A 13,715-nucleotide genomic window follows, 5' to 3' on the forward strand; every position below is an offset into this window, starting at 1 on the left:
TGTAGCCCTCCGGCACCGGAAGGTGCAGTGACTTCATTTCAGCAAGGTTTGCGCCCTTGCCGCCAAGAAGCTCACGCATGTTTGCATTTCCTTCAGCAAACTTATAGACATATTTCTTTTCTGTCATTAATTTCTCCTATTATCCTTGTATAATCCTTTTTCTGTTTTCCAACCATTTCTTGTAATAACTATGAATTAGATTATTGGGATCAGGTTCATATTCAACTATCTCAGGGTTATTACCTGATTCTTCACAGAGTGTACTGTTTGCAACGTTCACAAGTCCCAAAACTGTTGCCTGGTTATAGCCATGTTTCAAAACAAGTTTCTTATTCGCCAGGCTTGCAATCATATTACATAATGTTTTTGACTGGAATCCGCCTCCGCATCCATAGATACGCTCAGTATCATTACCTGTGATTTTGATGTTGCGCCATAACTCCTCATAAATTCCACAGGCGATATCACCAAGTACCGCATACATCATTTCCTGACGATTAACATTTAGCTGCAATGGTGATCTCATAAAGAAGCCACCATATTTCAATCCGTGTTTTTCATAAAAAAGCAAACTGTTAAATGAAGCAGTACAGGCAAAGTCTCTCATGCCATCGTAGTAATTTTCAAGCTGATCATAGGAAATATCTGGGCAAAAAGCATCTTTCATCCGTTGATAATTCATCCCTGTTACACCGGGATTCATTTCCATCAAGAATCCATTCCCTCCGAGATCTGCATCCATCCATAACCGCTCGTCAGGATCATTGATATAATTATCAGTCAAGCTGACAATAGGTGATGTTGTTCCTGACACGATAGCAATATCCCCTTTAGATACATCTGTCTGACGGATTGCTGTCTGAGTATCAGCTCCACCAACGATAAATACAGCATTATCACTCAGATTTAAAGCCGATTGATACTTCTTATGAATTTTTCCAAGAATTGTTCCTCCAGCTTTCAGTTCAGGAACAATCTTTATATCAAATCCATAATAACCGCACAGTTTCTCCGACCAATCTTTTTTCTGAATATCATACAGCTGACTTTCAGATGCATGGGAATATTCCATGCAAATATATCCAGTAAACAAATATCCAATCCATTCACTTAAACTGGTAATCTTTGCAATGCGAGCATACTGATCAGGGTAAACTTTTCTAAACCCAAGCAACTTTCCAGCTCCAAAATCTTCCGTAATCCACTTTCCAGAAATTGAATATATATCTGGATGCTGTTTTAATGGTTTCATGTACGCTCTGCCACGATTATCAATGTTTGGGAGTCCAATAAAAGCATTGCCATCACGATCAATCAGGACAAAACTTTGTCTAGCTCCAGCAGCAGAAATACCATCAATACGTATATCACGAAACTGTCGGCAGAGGTCTATGCAACCACCCATCAACTTTTCAGCCCACTCATCCGGAATAAAATATTGCCCATCTTCATAGTTATTATCACGATAATAGGTATTAGAAAAATTGCGTAAGCCAAGAATCTTTCCGTCTGATGAGACCAGAGATACTCGGCTGTTGCCTGTCCCCATATCAAACATCAGATAATATTTCATATTACAGCACTTCCTTGTTAAACACGACCTTATCTAAGTCTTTTTTGCTCATCAATTTTTCAATTCGATCATTCAAAATTTCAGATTGATGATCCGTCACTTCATATGTCGCCCCACAGATATGTGGTGTAAGCAAAACATTTGGACATTTTAAGATTTCCAAATCTTTCTTTTCTGGCGGTTCTTGATCAAGAACATCCAGAATTGCACCGCCAATTCTTTTTTCATTTAAAACCTTCATTAATGCATCACTATCGACTAATGCAGATCTTGCTGCATTTACAAAGAGAGCATTAGGCTTCATTAAGGAGAGCAGATATTCATTTACCATTCCTTTTGTATCATCTGTCACTGCTGCGTGAAGAGTAACAACATCACTGGTGCTGAAAATGTTTTCCAACGTTACGTTATGATAATGTCCCTGATCACCTTTAATAAAAGGATCATAGAAAGAAATATCACATTCAAAAGCATCCAAAAGCTTTGCGACTGCACGACCGACAGCTCCAAAGCCTACAATTCCAACCTTTTTATGTTGCAGTTCATGCCCCATCCAAAGATAATAAGGAGTTGTTCCTTTTACCCATCCACCATCTTTTATCCATTGAGTAGATGGGATTGTATTCCTCCAGAAGGTCAGAATAAGGCCGACCACCATTTCAGCAACTGCCTGGCGGTTTCTTCCAGGTGTGCAAAGTACGGGAACTTTATGTCTGGTGCACGCTTCAACATCAATATTTGCAGGATTGCCACGGCAATCACCAATAAACTTCAGATCAGGATATCCAGTCAACACTTTCTCCGTTACTCTGTCAAGCTCTGTAATAAGTGCATCCGGCTTAACATCCTTCAGATGTTCAAGCATTTCATCCTCATAATAACGCTCACCATTTGTTGTCCAAGGCTCATAAACTATTTCAAAATGTTCTTTCAATTCTTCCAAGCATTCTTTCTTGTATGGTGCTCTGACATAAATTTTCATATTATTTTTTCTCCAATTTATATAATATTTTCCAATTGAATAAAGGCTCTTACATGAATATGATGCAGCTGCCTGCTATTCACATAAGAGCCTGATAGAAAGGGGCTATTTTTATGATTTACAAGGCAAGCTTCAAGACTTCAATAAACCTGTCTTTATCCAGAGGGTAATAATGTCCTACTGGTTGTGTATTATTGTTAGTTGCGTTATTTGCCATGAGTTCAAATTTGGAATCATCAATTCCCAGCTCAGTTAAAGTAGTCTTCAATCCAAGCATCCTGTAGAACTCCTCCAGTTTTTCAACAAGCTTCAATGTCATTTCTGTTTCAGTATAATTGGCATAATCAACATTAAATACACGGTTGGCAAACTGTGCAGTCTTATGAGGATGATGTACCGCAACATATTTCAAATATGCAAGCATTACCACAGCCATTCCTTCACCATGAGTAATACCATACTCTGCGGACAGTTCATGTTCTACACGATGCGAAGCCCAGTCATCCTGACGACCAGTGTTCAACAAATTGTTATGAGAAATAGAAGCCAACCATTGAACCTCTGCTCTTGCCTGGTAATCATCTTGGTTCTTCATGATTCTTTCACCATTCAGCATTAAAGCCTTGGCAGCACCTTCCAATAAATAATCTGTTGTATCAACATGCTCTGTATTAGTCCAATATCTTTCCATCTGATGAGAAAGGATGTCAGAAATGCCACACGCCCACTGATATCTAGGAAGTTTTGCAGTATAATCAGGATCCATTACTGCAAAACGAGGAATCAGCATTTCATTTTCATAGCCGATTTTATGGTCACCATTTGTAATAATTGCCGCATTTGACGTTTCTGATCCACTCGCAGCAATTGTTGAAATTGCTCCAATAGGCAAACATGTTTCAGGGACTGCCTTTCCTTCAAAGAAATCCCAAACATCACCATCATATGGAATACCTAAGGCAATGGTTTTAGCGGTATCAACAGATGAACCTCCACCAACTGCCATCACGAAATCAGTATTATTTGCTTTGCCAACTTTAATCATTTCACGGCATAATTCAATTTTCGGATTAGGAACAACATTGCCATTTGTAATAAACTTGATTCCAAGATCCTTACAAATATTGCCAAGAGTATCATAAATCCCCAGTGTTTTTACAAATTCTCCACTGTAAACCATGATCATTGACTTTACGTCAAGCTTCTTTAAGACATTTTTTACTGGTTCAGCCCACTGCTGCCCAAAGATAATTCTGGCTGGATTAATATATTCAAAATCAATCATAGACCATTTTTAACTCCAACTTATTTCTTCTCCTTAACTTGGCCATATGTTCCAAATCTCTTCATGACGACTTTCATCTGGCCATCTGTGAGAATATTAGGCTGACCAACGCACAGGCATCTCCACTGAATTTCAGCAATAAATTCACATTCTCTTGCAAGAGAGAATGCTGAGTCGAGATTTTTACCCACAGTAATCAGTCCATGGTTCTCCAGCAGACATGCGTTGCAATCACCAATTGTTTCAGCTACAACACTAGCCAATTCCGGAGTACCAAATGTCGCGTATGGAGCAACAGGAACTTCACTTGCTCCTGTATCTGCCAAAATATAGTTTACAGACTTGATTGGCATATTCAGTGTGGCAAGTACTGTAGCAAACATTGAATGTGTATGTACACACGCTCTTGCCTCAGGCTTCTTTAAATACAAAGCCCTATGCATTCCATTTTCACTGGATGGCTTACGGTTTCCTTCAACAATTGTGCCATCAAGTTTCATAATCACAACATCTTCAGGCTTTGTCTTAAAATAGTCGATTCCGGAAGGACTAATTGCCATATTTCCTGTTTCAGGATCATAGATGGAAATATTTCCACCAGTACCTGTGGTCAGGTGCTCATTAATCATTTTCTTACCATACTCAACAACAAGTTCACGTTCTTTTTCCATTAACATAGTTTTTATCTCCTTTTCTCTTTTGAAGATTCAATTTTTATCAAACCACGGACCCTTTCGAAGAATGATACATCCAAAGTATTGCTGTTCAGAAGTCTGAACAGAGACAAACGCATCTTTTGCTTTTGAATAGAATCCGAAGCGACCAGTATGATCAAATGTTGCCTTTGGTTCGTACTTCAATACAATATTGCGGAATTCTTTCCAAACGGTCGGAATCATATCTGGATGATCGGTTGAGCCCATTAATATCACAGGTGCGCCAGGCTCATCTACATCAAGAGGAAGTAACTGTAAAATAGCATCCAGCAGATCTGTTGCCCTCACACCGTCAGCTCTGACAAATCGTTTTCCTGTAGAAACTGCAGGATAATTACAATCACCTAAAACAATTGTGTCACCATGACCCATTTCAGCTAAATCTTTCAATAGTTCTGGTGAAATTAATGGTGATATTCCCTTCAGCATAATTATTCTCCATCTAAATATTTATGTACATCTTCCGGTGCATAAATACCTTTATCTGTAACAATACCTGTAACCAATTCAGGCGGGGTTACATCAAATGCTGGATAATATCCTTTTACACCATTCATTGTAATCTTTTGGCCAAGAGACTCTGTTACCAGTTCTGGATCTCTTTCTTCAATAACTACATTTGACATTGTAGGATGCTTTGGATCTGGTGTTCCAGTACAATAGTATGGTATTCCCTGAAAACGTGCAGCAAGAGCAATCTGAAAGGTTCCAATCTTATTGACAACATGACCGTCCATTGTAATTACATCAGAAGCTGATGTAAATAAATCAATATGTTTTTTCTTCATTACATATCCTGGCATATTATCAGTGATTACTGTTACATCAAATCCCATATCACATGCAACACTTGCCGTTAATCGTGCTCCTTGATAATAAGGACGAGTTTCAGCACAGAATACTTTTACATCCTTCCCCATTCTGCGGCATTCTCTTAACATTGTGCCAACTACTGTTCCAGCAAAACATTGAGTGAGAATGGTTCCATTGTCAGGAATTTTCTCAGCGATATTGTGTCCAATGATGGTATATCTTCTATAATTATTATTCTCATAATTATAGGCATACTCAAACATTGCATCAACAAGATCCTGACCAGTGATTCCTTTGTCCACAATTTCTTTGGCAACTGCCACTGCTCCGTTTACAATACCTTCCATCTGAGCAGCCGTTGTAGGTCTTGCGTGAGATAATTCATAAGCAGCCTTAGAAAGATAATCAATTATCTTTTTAGGATCATGCTCATCTTTAATTTCATAGGCTGATAAAGCCATCCCCATCGCTGCTGCAGTATACGGTCCTTCAGACTGCGTAATCATATCTTTAATCGCTTTTGCAACTTCTTGATGTGTATGGCAAGTTACAAATTCAGTGCGGATAGGATAAATAGTACGATTCAAAATTCTTACAGTTCCGTTTTCATACCACGCCACATTTTCAAATCTAAGCATGAACGCAAGATCGGCATCTTGTCTGTCTTTGAGTTCAATCATTTGATCAGTTCCTCTTCAAATACTTTTGTGATATCGGAGCCATTGCGAAACTCTCCACGGTTTTCAATAAATATCATGCCCGTTTTAATCAAAGTTTCATCAACTTTAACACGCTGATCATGATCAGTTACACTTGTCACCTCAGCAACCTTTGAATCACCTACAGTCCTCCGTATCATTTCAGTGCCTGCGTATCCCATAGAATCAGCCATAACAGAGGCAAGATAATTCTTCTTGAATTCAGTATTATACAGAGGGAATTTCACCTGTTCGTCATACTTCTTACTGAGCTTTTCATATGTCAGATCATACATTTCTTCAATCTGTTCCTTTACCCATGTAAGGAACTGAGAATTGTCTGAATCTGTAACTGCTTTATTAGCCCAGGCGAAGAACATATTGCCAATTACATTGCCGATGTCATATCCCATAGGCCCATAGAATGCAAATTCAGGGTCAAGCACTTTAATGCCACTGTTATTTACGAAAATGGAACCACTGTGAAGATCACCATGAAGAAGTGCCTGCGCATTATTCATAAAGTTATTTCTTAGATAACCAACTTCTGCATGAAGATGTTCATTATCATAAAGGTTTTCTTTTACAAAATCTTCTTCACCCTTAGTAATTGTGTTCTGATTTTTATAATTATAATATGGTTCAGTTAAGACAAGATCTTCCGTAATATCGCAACATTCAATATTTGTGAATAACTGGACCTTCTTTTTCTTCTCATGTCTGTCCAAGATAAGATCGGTGGTTGGCAGCAGTGTATCAGCCATAAATGTCGTAATATCATCCGCAAGTTTTTCAAATGTCTTTCCAGTCATCATTTCCTTACGAAGATTTTTATATTCAGATACATCCTCCATTGTTAAAGCACACATTGCCTCATTATAATTATAAATTTCTGGAACATAGCCAGGAGCAAGTCGACCTTCCGTTGCCAGGATTTCATATTCGATCTTGTTATGATGTGTATCAAATGGTCTACCTGAAGAGCGAAGATAAATATCTGCCTGTTTAACAACTAATGACTTTCCATTTTTCTTATCTACAACTTTGAACACATAATTGATATTTCCATCACCAATTTCAGAAGCTTCAAGATCAGCATCTTCTGCGAAGAAATCAGGAAGATTATCTTTCACAAAATCAATTACCGATTTGGTATCCATCAGAAAATGCTTAGAATACTTTGTTTCAGTCATTTTACACCTCCAAAAATTCAATAAATATTAAGAAGCTGCAGTTAATAATATATTTCCAGCTCTCTGCAGCTTCTTTAAGAAATAGCTATTTATTACTCAGGCAGCTGTTTTATCTTTAGTCTTTATCTTGCCGTTAACAACGCCCTTAGGGAATCCAATGAGAATGAAGATGATTCCAAATGCAAACATCAGCCAAGAATAGAACACATATGGCATAATTGTTACTGGCGGAATGCTTGCCAATCCACCAGCCACAAGCAATTGTCCTGCATAAGGAGTAATGCCATTACCAGCAGAGCTGAACAAGTCGAGAATCGATGCTGTCCGGGCAGGTGCAATGCCAAACTTTTCAGAAATATCCTTTGCAATCGGTCCACAAGCAATAATAGAAAGTGTATTGTTTGTTGTAGCAATATCTACCAATGTGACAAGCAGAGCAATAGAAAGTTCTGCACCAACTCTTCCCTTTGTATGCTTACCGATTGTATTTAATAGCCAATCAATACCTCCAAGGTATTTCATGAATGCAATTACACCACCAACGAAGATTGTAATCACAGCCATGTCCTCCATTCCAGTCATTCCGTCATGAATAACATTGAAGCACTGAATGAAGGTGAAATCACCATGAGCAATACCAATAATAACTCCTGCAACAATTGACAGTCCCATTGCCGGCACAACGTTTAGTCCAGCAAGAGATAATGCAATGATCATGATATATGGAATCAGATTCACAAAACTCCAAGCACCACCCATGTTGATGGATTCAGCGTTAATAGGCCAGAATGCCAGAATAATGCAATTGATAATAACTGCTGGAAGAACCATGAGAAAGTTAGCCTTAAACTTATCTTTCATTCCAACACCCTGAGTTGTAGTAGCAGCGATTGTTGTGTCTGAAATGAATGAAAGGTTATCGCCAAACATTGCTCCACCTACAACAATTCCACAAATCAACGGAATACTAGCACCAGTCGCTTTTCCGATTTCAATACCAATTGGAAGAAGTGCTGTAACAGTTCCCATTGAGGTGCCCATTGCAAACGACAGTACACAGCCGATCAGGAATAATCCTGGAAGGATTGCTCTTGCTGGAAGAATGCTCAGCATCAAGTTTGTTACACTCGTTGTTGCATGCATTGCGCCAGCTACACCATAGAATCCTCCTGCGAGCATGTAGATGATAACAACGAGAATCAGCGTTTTATCGCCGCCTCCCTCGCAGAACATGTCAACCTTTTGTCCGAATGTTAATTTTTCGCCAGGTTTTTTTATCATGAATGACACAACCATGGCGACAAACATACCGATCATGAGAGGGAAATTATCGAAGCTGCCGGATCCTACTCCCATTAAAAAGTAAATGGCAAGGAAAACCAGTAATGGAACGAGACCCATAAAACTTCCCTTTTTCTGTTCATTATTTTTGGTACTCATATTTTCTCCTTTTTGTTGCACTTTGATTTTTGTTGGTATGCTTAGCTAAGTTCCACGTATATATTTGCTCTTAATTCAACATTTGTCAACAGAAACCGCTTACAAAATCATTTTATTTTTTGAAATGCTTTGATTTATGATAACAGCCAACAGATTCCAACATGTATAAGATCTGCCAATACAAGATAAACAAGAAGCAGTCGGAAAGAGCCTGATATTATCCGGACGCAAAAAATCATAAATTACAATTTTCAAAGCAATTCAACATTTGTATAATTTTATTATGTATTAATCAAGATAAATATATTGACGTTTATTCTTTGAATACATTGAATATTCTAGAGCCTTTTGAGACTTAACATTAGGAAGGAATTTATCATGCTAAAAATCGATAGACAAAACGCAATAATGAAAATGCTTAATGAGCAAGGAAGTATTCTTGTTGCAGATGCATGTGAAAAGCTGAATTGCTCAGATCAAACCATTAGACGGGACCTATCAGAACTTGAAAAAGAGGGAAAGCTGATAAAAGCTTTTGGTGGGGCATATCTCCCTTCAGACGAAGATAAGGGAATTCCAATCCAATTAAGGTCCAAAATGATTCCGGAAGAAAAGCAGCATATTGGATATACAGCTGCACAGCAATTCATTCAACCTAACGATTATATTTCGATTGACTCTAGTACTACATGCCTCACTCTTGCTCACTATGTTCTGGATCATAAAATGCAGGTTACCATTTTAACGAATTCTTTGAATATTATTACTCTTTTTAGTGAGCCGCAGCCCAACACAAAGTTAATTTGTGTTGGAGGAAAATATAACAGTCGTTCCGGTTCATTTGTAGGTGAAAATGCCATTAATACCTATTCGCAATACCTTACTAACAGCACATTTATCAGTTGTAACGCTTTAGATAAACAGTTTGGTATGTTAGATAACTATGAAAAGCAAAAATATATTCGTCAGGAAATGCTAAAACATGCACGTCATAAATATCTGTTAGTTGATCATACAAAATTCGATGATGAAGGTGCCTTTCTAATTAGCTCGATTTCAGTTTTAGACGCAATTATTACAGATCAACAGCCAAACAAAACTTGGATGGATTATTTTCAAGAGAATGAAATCAAGGTGATATGGTAAATTGAAAATTTCATATTAAGCGTACATTTGCAGATCACATTAGGTCGGCCACCCCTTGATCTGCTGTTTTGAAAATGTACCATCACAGACATATGAATGTATACAAGATAAAAATAACCTGTCAGCTTCAAAGAATGGAACTTTAAAATACCGTCGGGTTAGGGTGCCCCTATAAAATCACGTAGTGCCGAATTTTCGGCCTTTTTTTGTTGCGTAGGGGGCTCTTCTAAAATTGCGTAGGGATGGGTATTGATACAAAAAAGCCTCCAGTGTTAATACAGGCTTACCACAGACCATATTTAACAAGGAGGTGCGTCACACTGTGACCAATAACGATTTTATCATATCAGCTTTGAACATAAAGCCTGAGCGGATTAAGAGCCTGGAAACCAAGAAAGCAGATGGCAGGCTTCAGATCTTCATTGCTATGATGAATTCATCGCTCTGTTAAAACACTGGAAGCCAGTAATCATCAATAGTTTTGAGAGATCTTGTGATGGTTACCGCCAAAGCAATGCCCTTGCTGAAAGCATCAATCATAAGCTTCGCATGTTAATCAATGTCTCGAATGGATTTGCCAATTTTGAGCGTTTCCGCGCAAGAGCCTAATACTGCCTGAATAATAACCTATTCTGTGGGCCGACCAGTCACTTAAAGTCTCAATAGCGTGAAGGCAAGACAAGAGGCAGCTATACTGTTAACAAGCCACTTATATAAAACGGCAATAAGCCCTATGACTCAGACGGCCCAGATGAAGATGATGAATAAATCCATCACCTGATCCGTAAACATTGTTAAAAAACTACAGATGGTCTATGAGAAAAAGATTCTAAGGTCGAGGAGATTGTGTCCTCCTATACCTCAGAACCTTTCGATTTTTGACTATCTAAAACCCTATAGGACTTTAAAGCTCATTTTTCCAAAACCCTACAGGATTTCAAATTGTCTTTTCTTCTAAGGGGATAATCTCGTAAACGGCAATCACGCCATTACTAATATCACTATCTTCTTTCAAATAGCAAACTTTGATTGTATCTCCGATTTGCGCTCTTTTTACATACTCAACTGTATTACATTCTCCTAAATCCTCTGTGTCAATGGCAATACTTTCCGTTAGCTCACGCTCTGGTGTTCCCTCTATTGGCTCTACTATCAAAGCGCCGTTCTGAACTTCCAACACTTTAGCTTCAAATGCCATTTTAGTTGCAATAACATTTGTGGTCGTATCGTCTTGTACGGAATTTAGGATATGCGAAACACCAATCGCTGCAGCCACAAGGCACAAACCAGCTGCAACAGCTCCCCACTTTCCCCAATTGGGCTTTTTAGATTTCTTCTTGTAATTGAGAGCTTTATCAACATATTTTGTATCAAGTTCGCTCATAGCGTCAGAAAGCTTTTTTGAGTTCATATGAATACCTCTCTTTCAGTCAAGATAGTCACATATTTCATAATAAGCATTTTCCTGTTCTTGGGTCTCGTTAGGATCCAATAAGAATTCCCGAAAATGAAGAGACAGATACTTTCCCCGGAATTCCGGATCCGGCAATAATACCGATTGCCTTTTTCGTTGTTCCAAATAATTTTGCAGCTTCATTAATATACATAAGTATCACCTCCAGCCTAACCATAAGTTACCCCCAAAGGTTGCGGTCAAGAGGCTTTTTGAAAACGCAATATTGCTTGAAAATTGCACTGGCAAATTTAATCCCCACTCTTACTCGTAATAGATGTTTGCCGGAGTTAGTTTGATGTAATTTCTGTTTTTCTCTCTTTTGAGGTCACAATCTGTGACCTCATCGCAATCCCGATTTACCGCCAATACAATTACTCATCGTCACCAGCAAGCATATGCACCAGCTGTTTGATACTCTTTACTGTCTCCTCAAATGTAATGTCTGCCGAATAGGAATATTTTTTTCGATATGATTCCCATAGTTTCCTGAGAGCAATGCTGCCTTCAACATTCTCAAGGATCTTATCTGCATCCGCATACAGCAGTTCTGTTTCCCTCTTTCGACAGGTCGCTGTAAATGCCGCTATTAAAGTCTCACGATCAATTCTATTTCCATAAAGCTGGAGCAGCGTCCTGACGTCATAAAAATCTCTCATTCTGGTGTTCAAAACACCTCGAGCAAGAATCGTCTGTAGCTTCTCAGCAAGAATCGTCTCCAGATTGTAACTCCAAAGAGAAATGCTGCGATTTTCCAGCATCAGACAATAGGTGAATTCCATCGCGTGCGGAGTAATCACGTCTCCCGTAGAGATATCGATTTTGAGAGGAATCATCATTTTCTCCATTTGCGAATCCAACAGAACTCTGATCCCGGGATATTCCATTTCATCCATGATATTTTCAACAGCTTTGATTGAAAATGTCATCTCATCGCCAAGGTCAATATCTATGATTTCAGATATGATCTTTCTGGCATCCTCTGCAGACAGGTTTTCGTTCCTGATTGATGTGTCAATATCCATTGTAGAGCGCTGAGAAATACCAACCATAGCCGTCACAAGAATTCCGCCCTTAATGACAAAATTGTCATGATACTTCGATGCGGAAAGCCTTTCCAAAAATCGTTCCATTGCGTAAATTCTCAAAAGATTTCTGGCATCCGCGTTATTCTTGGATGCCAGGCTTTTGATTCTGCCTTTTAATTGTGCTGACGTAAGTGGCATTACAGCAGTACCTCCATATATTGCATGATTATCTTGTCCACATGGAATAATTGTGCATAAGACATCAGCTTATTTAAATCCTTATCTTTTCTTTGAACATACGCCTTTAATGCTGTATTGAACTCCTGAATCTCAATATTCCTGCGGCTTCGCACAATATCGCAGACCGTCCGCTCCACATCATAAACCGGAATGTCATTTCCATAATTATTCTTTACAATGACCTTTCCTACATCCAGCAGATCTTTTTTCACCGTATACACTTTGCATCCGCTATCAACCAGTCGTTTTGTGTTATACCCCGTATAAATGGTCAGTGTATGCCGTATTGGTTCGCGGTCTGTAAGATTGTGATAATACAGTGCTTCTTCATGCGAAAAAACTGCTGCGGGGCAGCGCTTATGAAGAACAAAAAGGTCATCGGGCCACGCATCTTCCCTGATGTAGATTCCATGACCAATCCGTTCCAGATTATTCTCTTTTACATATTGATAAAAAGCATCTTTTTCAAAGCCGTTCTTTGCTGCATCTGATGCCGTAATGATCCCCGTTTCAGTAAAAAGGTCTTCAATTGCGTTCACAAGTATCACCACCTTTGTGCTAATATCTATTATGATATTAGCACGTTAGATATGATTATTCAATTACTCATTTCCAAAGGAATAATCTCATGCCAACACCGCTGAATTCGTTGGCAACGAAAACCGTCCTCATGCATTTTGTATCGCTGTCTTAAGTTCCACTTTCTTCTGGCTTGCCGCGTCCTCCATCGAGGAAATCCAGAGGCGATCAAATGGCTTCCGGCATCCACTCTGCAGGTAGACGACCCGGAAGATCTGCAATGCTCTGGGCAACAGATGACATTTCCGCTATAACCAGTTGGAATCCCATCACAGCACCTCTTCCCGATTCCTCGGCATCGGCTTCTTTGCCGGTACCTTCAGCTCTGCGCAGATAGACTTTTTCGGATGATCTGCATTTACACCGACATTTAGACCGACATTTCTTCCGACATTTGTACCGACATCCGTCCGCATTTTCATTTCTCCCGGCGCTTCTATGACGGATCCCTGACCCTGGTTTTCTCCTTTCGAAGATCGAGCAGATGCCCGTCAATCTTTTCGATCAGGCCGCTTGCTGCAGAGCGGATCATCTCAAGCGATACCTTCAGCTCTGCCATTTCACGTCCT

The 13,715-nt window shown here is 39.0% G+C and carries 15 protein-coding genes and 2 pseudogenes; 2 read left to right on the top strand and 15 right to left on the bottom strand.

Annotated elements, in window-relative coordinates:
• From DHU66_RS12635 to DHU66_RS05750, 9 genes and pseudogenes are all read right to left on the bottom strand, one after another.
• A pseudogene (locus DHU66_RS12635) lies at positions 1-127 on the bottom strand (pyruvate,phosphate dikinase); the annotation flags it as partial.
• Positions 128-139: 12 nt separating this feature from the next.
• Positions 140-1,573: an FGGY family carbohydrate kinase gene (locus tag DHU66_RS05715; protein WP_108774946.1), complete on the bottom strand. Its 1,434-nt coding sequence runs from the start codon at positions 1,571-1,573 to the stop codon at positions 140-142.
• A gap of 1 nt (position 1,574) precedes the next feature.
• Positions 1,575-2,555 carry a 2-hydroxyacid dehydrogenase gene (locus DHU66_RS05720; RefSeq protein WP_108774947.1) on the bottom strand — a complete coding sequence of 327 codons (981 nt, stop codon included), beginning with the start codon at positions 2,553-2,555 and terminating at the stop codon, positions 1,575-1,577.
• Positions 2,556-2,673: 118 nt separating this feature from the next.
• Positions 2,674-3,840, bottom strand: a complete 1,167-nt coding sequence (locus DHU66_RS05725; RefSeq protein ID WP_108774948.1) for an iron-containing alcohol dehydrogenase — start codon at positions 3,838-3,840, stop codon at positions 2,674-2,676.
• A 20-nt stretch (positions 3,841-3,860) separates the two neighbouring features.
• Complete coding sequence (locus DHU66_RS05730; protein WP_108774949.1) at positions 3,861-4,517, bottom strand: L-fuculose-phosphate aldolase; 657 nt, start codon at positions 4,515-4,517, stop codon at positions 3,861-3,863.
• Positions 4,518-4,547: 30 nt separating this feature from the next.
• Complete coding sequence (locus DHU66_RS05735) at positions 4,548-4,985, bottom strand: RbsD/FucU family protein (RefSeq protein ID WP_108774950.1); 438 nt, start codon at positions 4,983-4,985, stop codon at positions 4,548-4,550.
• Between the two features lie 2 nt (positions 4,986-4,987).
• Positions 4,988-6,049, bottom strand: coding sequence for an S-methyl-5-thioribose-1-phosphate isomerase (locus DHU66_RS05740; protein WP_108774951.1), 1,062 nt, complete (start codon positions 6,047-6,049; stop codon positions 4,988-4,990).
• Complete coding sequence (gene mtnK / locus DHU66_RS05745; protein ID WP_108774952.1) at positions 6,046-7,260, bottom strand: S-methyl-5-thioribose kinase; 1,215 nt, start codon at positions 7,258-7,260, stop codon at positions 6,046-6,048. The genes DHU66_RS05740 and mtnK overlap by 4 nt, the downstream gene beginning before the upstream one ends.
• 96 nt (positions 7,261-7,356) lie before the next feature.
• Complete coding sequence (locus tag DHU66_RS05750; RefSeq protein WP_108774953.1) at positions 7,357-8,700, bottom strand: Na+/H+ antiporter NhaC family protein; 1,344 nt, start codon at positions 8,698-8,700, stop codon at positions 7,357-7,359.
• A 378-nt stretch (positions 8,701-9,078) separates the two neighbouring features.
• Between DHU66_RS05750 and DHU66_RS05755 the strand changes: the two genes are divergently transcribed.
• Together DHU66_RS05755 and DHU66_RS12640 are read left to right on the top strand one after the other, a co-directional pair.
• On the top strand, positions 9,079-9,846 hold the full coding sequence (locus tag DHU66_RS05755) for a DeoR/GlpR family DNA-binding transcription regulator (protein WP_108774954.1): 768 nt from the start codon (positions 9,079-9,081) through the stop codon (positions 9,844-9,846).
• 414 nt (positions 9,847-10,260) lie between these two features.
• A pseudogene (locus DHU66_RS12640) lies at positions 10,261-10,455 on the top strand (transposase); the annotation flags it as partial.
• Positions 10,456-10,783: 328 nt separating this feature from the next.
• Here DHU66_RS12640 and DHU66_RS05765 read toward each other — a convergent pair.
• From DHU66_RS05765 to DHU66_RS12525, 6 genes are all read right to left on the bottom strand, one after another.
• On the bottom strand, positions 10,784-11,257 hold the full coding sequence (locus DHU66_RS05765) for a hypothetical protein (RefSeq protein ID WP_108774955.1): 474 nt from the start codon (positions 11,255-11,257) through the stop codon (positions 10,784-10,786).
• A 70-nt stretch (positions 11,258-11,327) separates the two neighbouring features.
• Positions 11,328-11,453, bottom strand: coding sequence for a hypothetical protein (locus DHU66_RS12520; RefSeq protein WP_280952622.1), 126 nt, complete (start codon positions 11,451-11,453; stop codon positions 11,328-11,330).
• Between the two features lie 220 nt (positions 11,454-11,673).
• Complete coding sequence (locus DHU66_RS05770; RefSeq protein WP_108774956.1) at positions 11,674-12,525, bottom strand: nucleotidyl transferase AbiEii/AbiGii toxin family protein; 852 nt, start codon at positions 12,523-12,525, stop codon at positions 11,674-11,676.
• Positions 12,525-13,106 carry a type IV toxin-antitoxin system AbiEi family antitoxin domain-containing protein gene (locus DHU66_RS05775; protein ID WP_245309415.1) on the bottom strand — a complete coding sequence of 194 codons (582 nt, stop codon included), beginning with the start codon at positions 13,104-13,106 and terminating at the stop codon, positions 12,525-12,527. The genes DHU66_RS05770 and DHU66_RS05775 overlap by 1 nt, the downstream gene beginning before the upstream one ends.
• Positions 13,107-13,415: 309 nt before the next feature.
• Positions 13,416-13,568, bottom strand: a complete 153-nt coding sequence (locus tag DHU66_RS12155) for a hypothetical protein (RefSeq protein ID WP_167836285.1) — start codon at positions 13,566-13,568, stop codon at positions 13,416-13,418.
• A 14-nt stretch (positions 13,569-13,582) separates the two neighbouring features.
• Positions 13,583-13,705, bottom strand: a complete 123-nt coding sequence (locus DHU66_RS12525) for a hypothetical protein (protein ID WP_280952623.1) — start codon at positions 13,703-13,705, stop codon at positions 13,583-13,585.
• Positions 13,706-13,715 lie beyond the last annotated feature (10 nt).

Source organism: Lactimicrobium massiliense (genome assembly GCF_900343155.1).
Taxonomy (GTDB): Bacteria; Bacillota_I; Bacilli_A; order Erysipelotrichales; family Erysipelotrichaceae; genus Bulleidia; species Bulleidia massiliensis.

Coding starts and splice junctions, on each gene's coding strand:
- DHU66_RS05715 (WP_108774946.1), bottom strand. CDS start 1,573: ATGAAATATTATCTGATGTTTGATATGGGGACAGGCAACAGCCGAGTA.
- DHU66_RS05720 (WP_108774947.1), bottom strand. CDS start 2,555: ATGAAAATTTATGTCAGAGCACCATACAAGAAAGAATGCTTGGAAGAA.
- DHU66_RS05725 (WP_108774948.1), bottom strand. CDS start 3,840: ATGATTGATTTTGAATATATTAATCCAGCCAGAATTATCTTTGGGCAG.
- DHU66_RS05730 (WP_108774949.1), bottom strand. CDS start 4,517: ATGTTAATGGAAAAAGAACGTGAACTTGTTGTTGAGTATGGTAAGAAA.
- DHU66_RS05735 (WP_108774950.1), bottom strand. CDS start 4,985: ATGCTGAAGGGAATATCACCATTAATTTCACCAGAACTATTGAAAGAT.
- DHU66_RS05740 (WP_108774951.1), bottom strand. CDS start 6,049: ATGATTGAACTCAAAGACAGACAAGATGCCGATCTTGCGTTCATGCTT.
- mtnK (WP_108774952.1), bottom strand. CDS start 7,260: ATGACTGAAACAAAGTATTCTAAGCATTTTCTGATGGATACCAAATCG.
- DHU66_RS05750 (WP_108774953.1), bottom strand. CDS start 8,700: ATGAGTACCAAAAATAATGAACAGAAAAAGGGAAGTTTTATGGGTCTC.
- DHU66_RS05755 (WP_108774954.1), top strand. CDS start 9,079: ATGCTAAAAATCGATAGACAAAACGCAATAATGAAAATGCTTAATGAG.
- DHU66_RS05765 (WP_108774955.1), bottom strand. CDS start 11,257: ATGAACTCAAAAAAGCTTTCTGACGCTATGAGCGAACTTGATACAAAA.
- DHU66_RS12520 (WP_280952622.1), bottom strand. CDS start 11,453: ATGTATATTAATGAAGCTGCAAAATTATTTGGAACAACGAAAAAGGCA.
- DHU66_RS05770 (WP_108774956.1), bottom strand. CDS start 12,525: ATGCCACTTACGTCAGCACAATTAAAAGGCAGAATCAAAAGCCTGGCA.
- DHU66_RS12155 (WP_167836285.1), bottom strand. CDS start 13,568: ATGAAAATGCGGACGGATGTCGGTACAAATGTCGGAAGAAATGTCGGT.
- DHU66_RS12525 (WP_280952623.1), bottom strand. CDS start 13,705: ATGGCAGAGCTGAAGGTATCGCTTGAGATGATCCGCTCTGCAGCAAGC.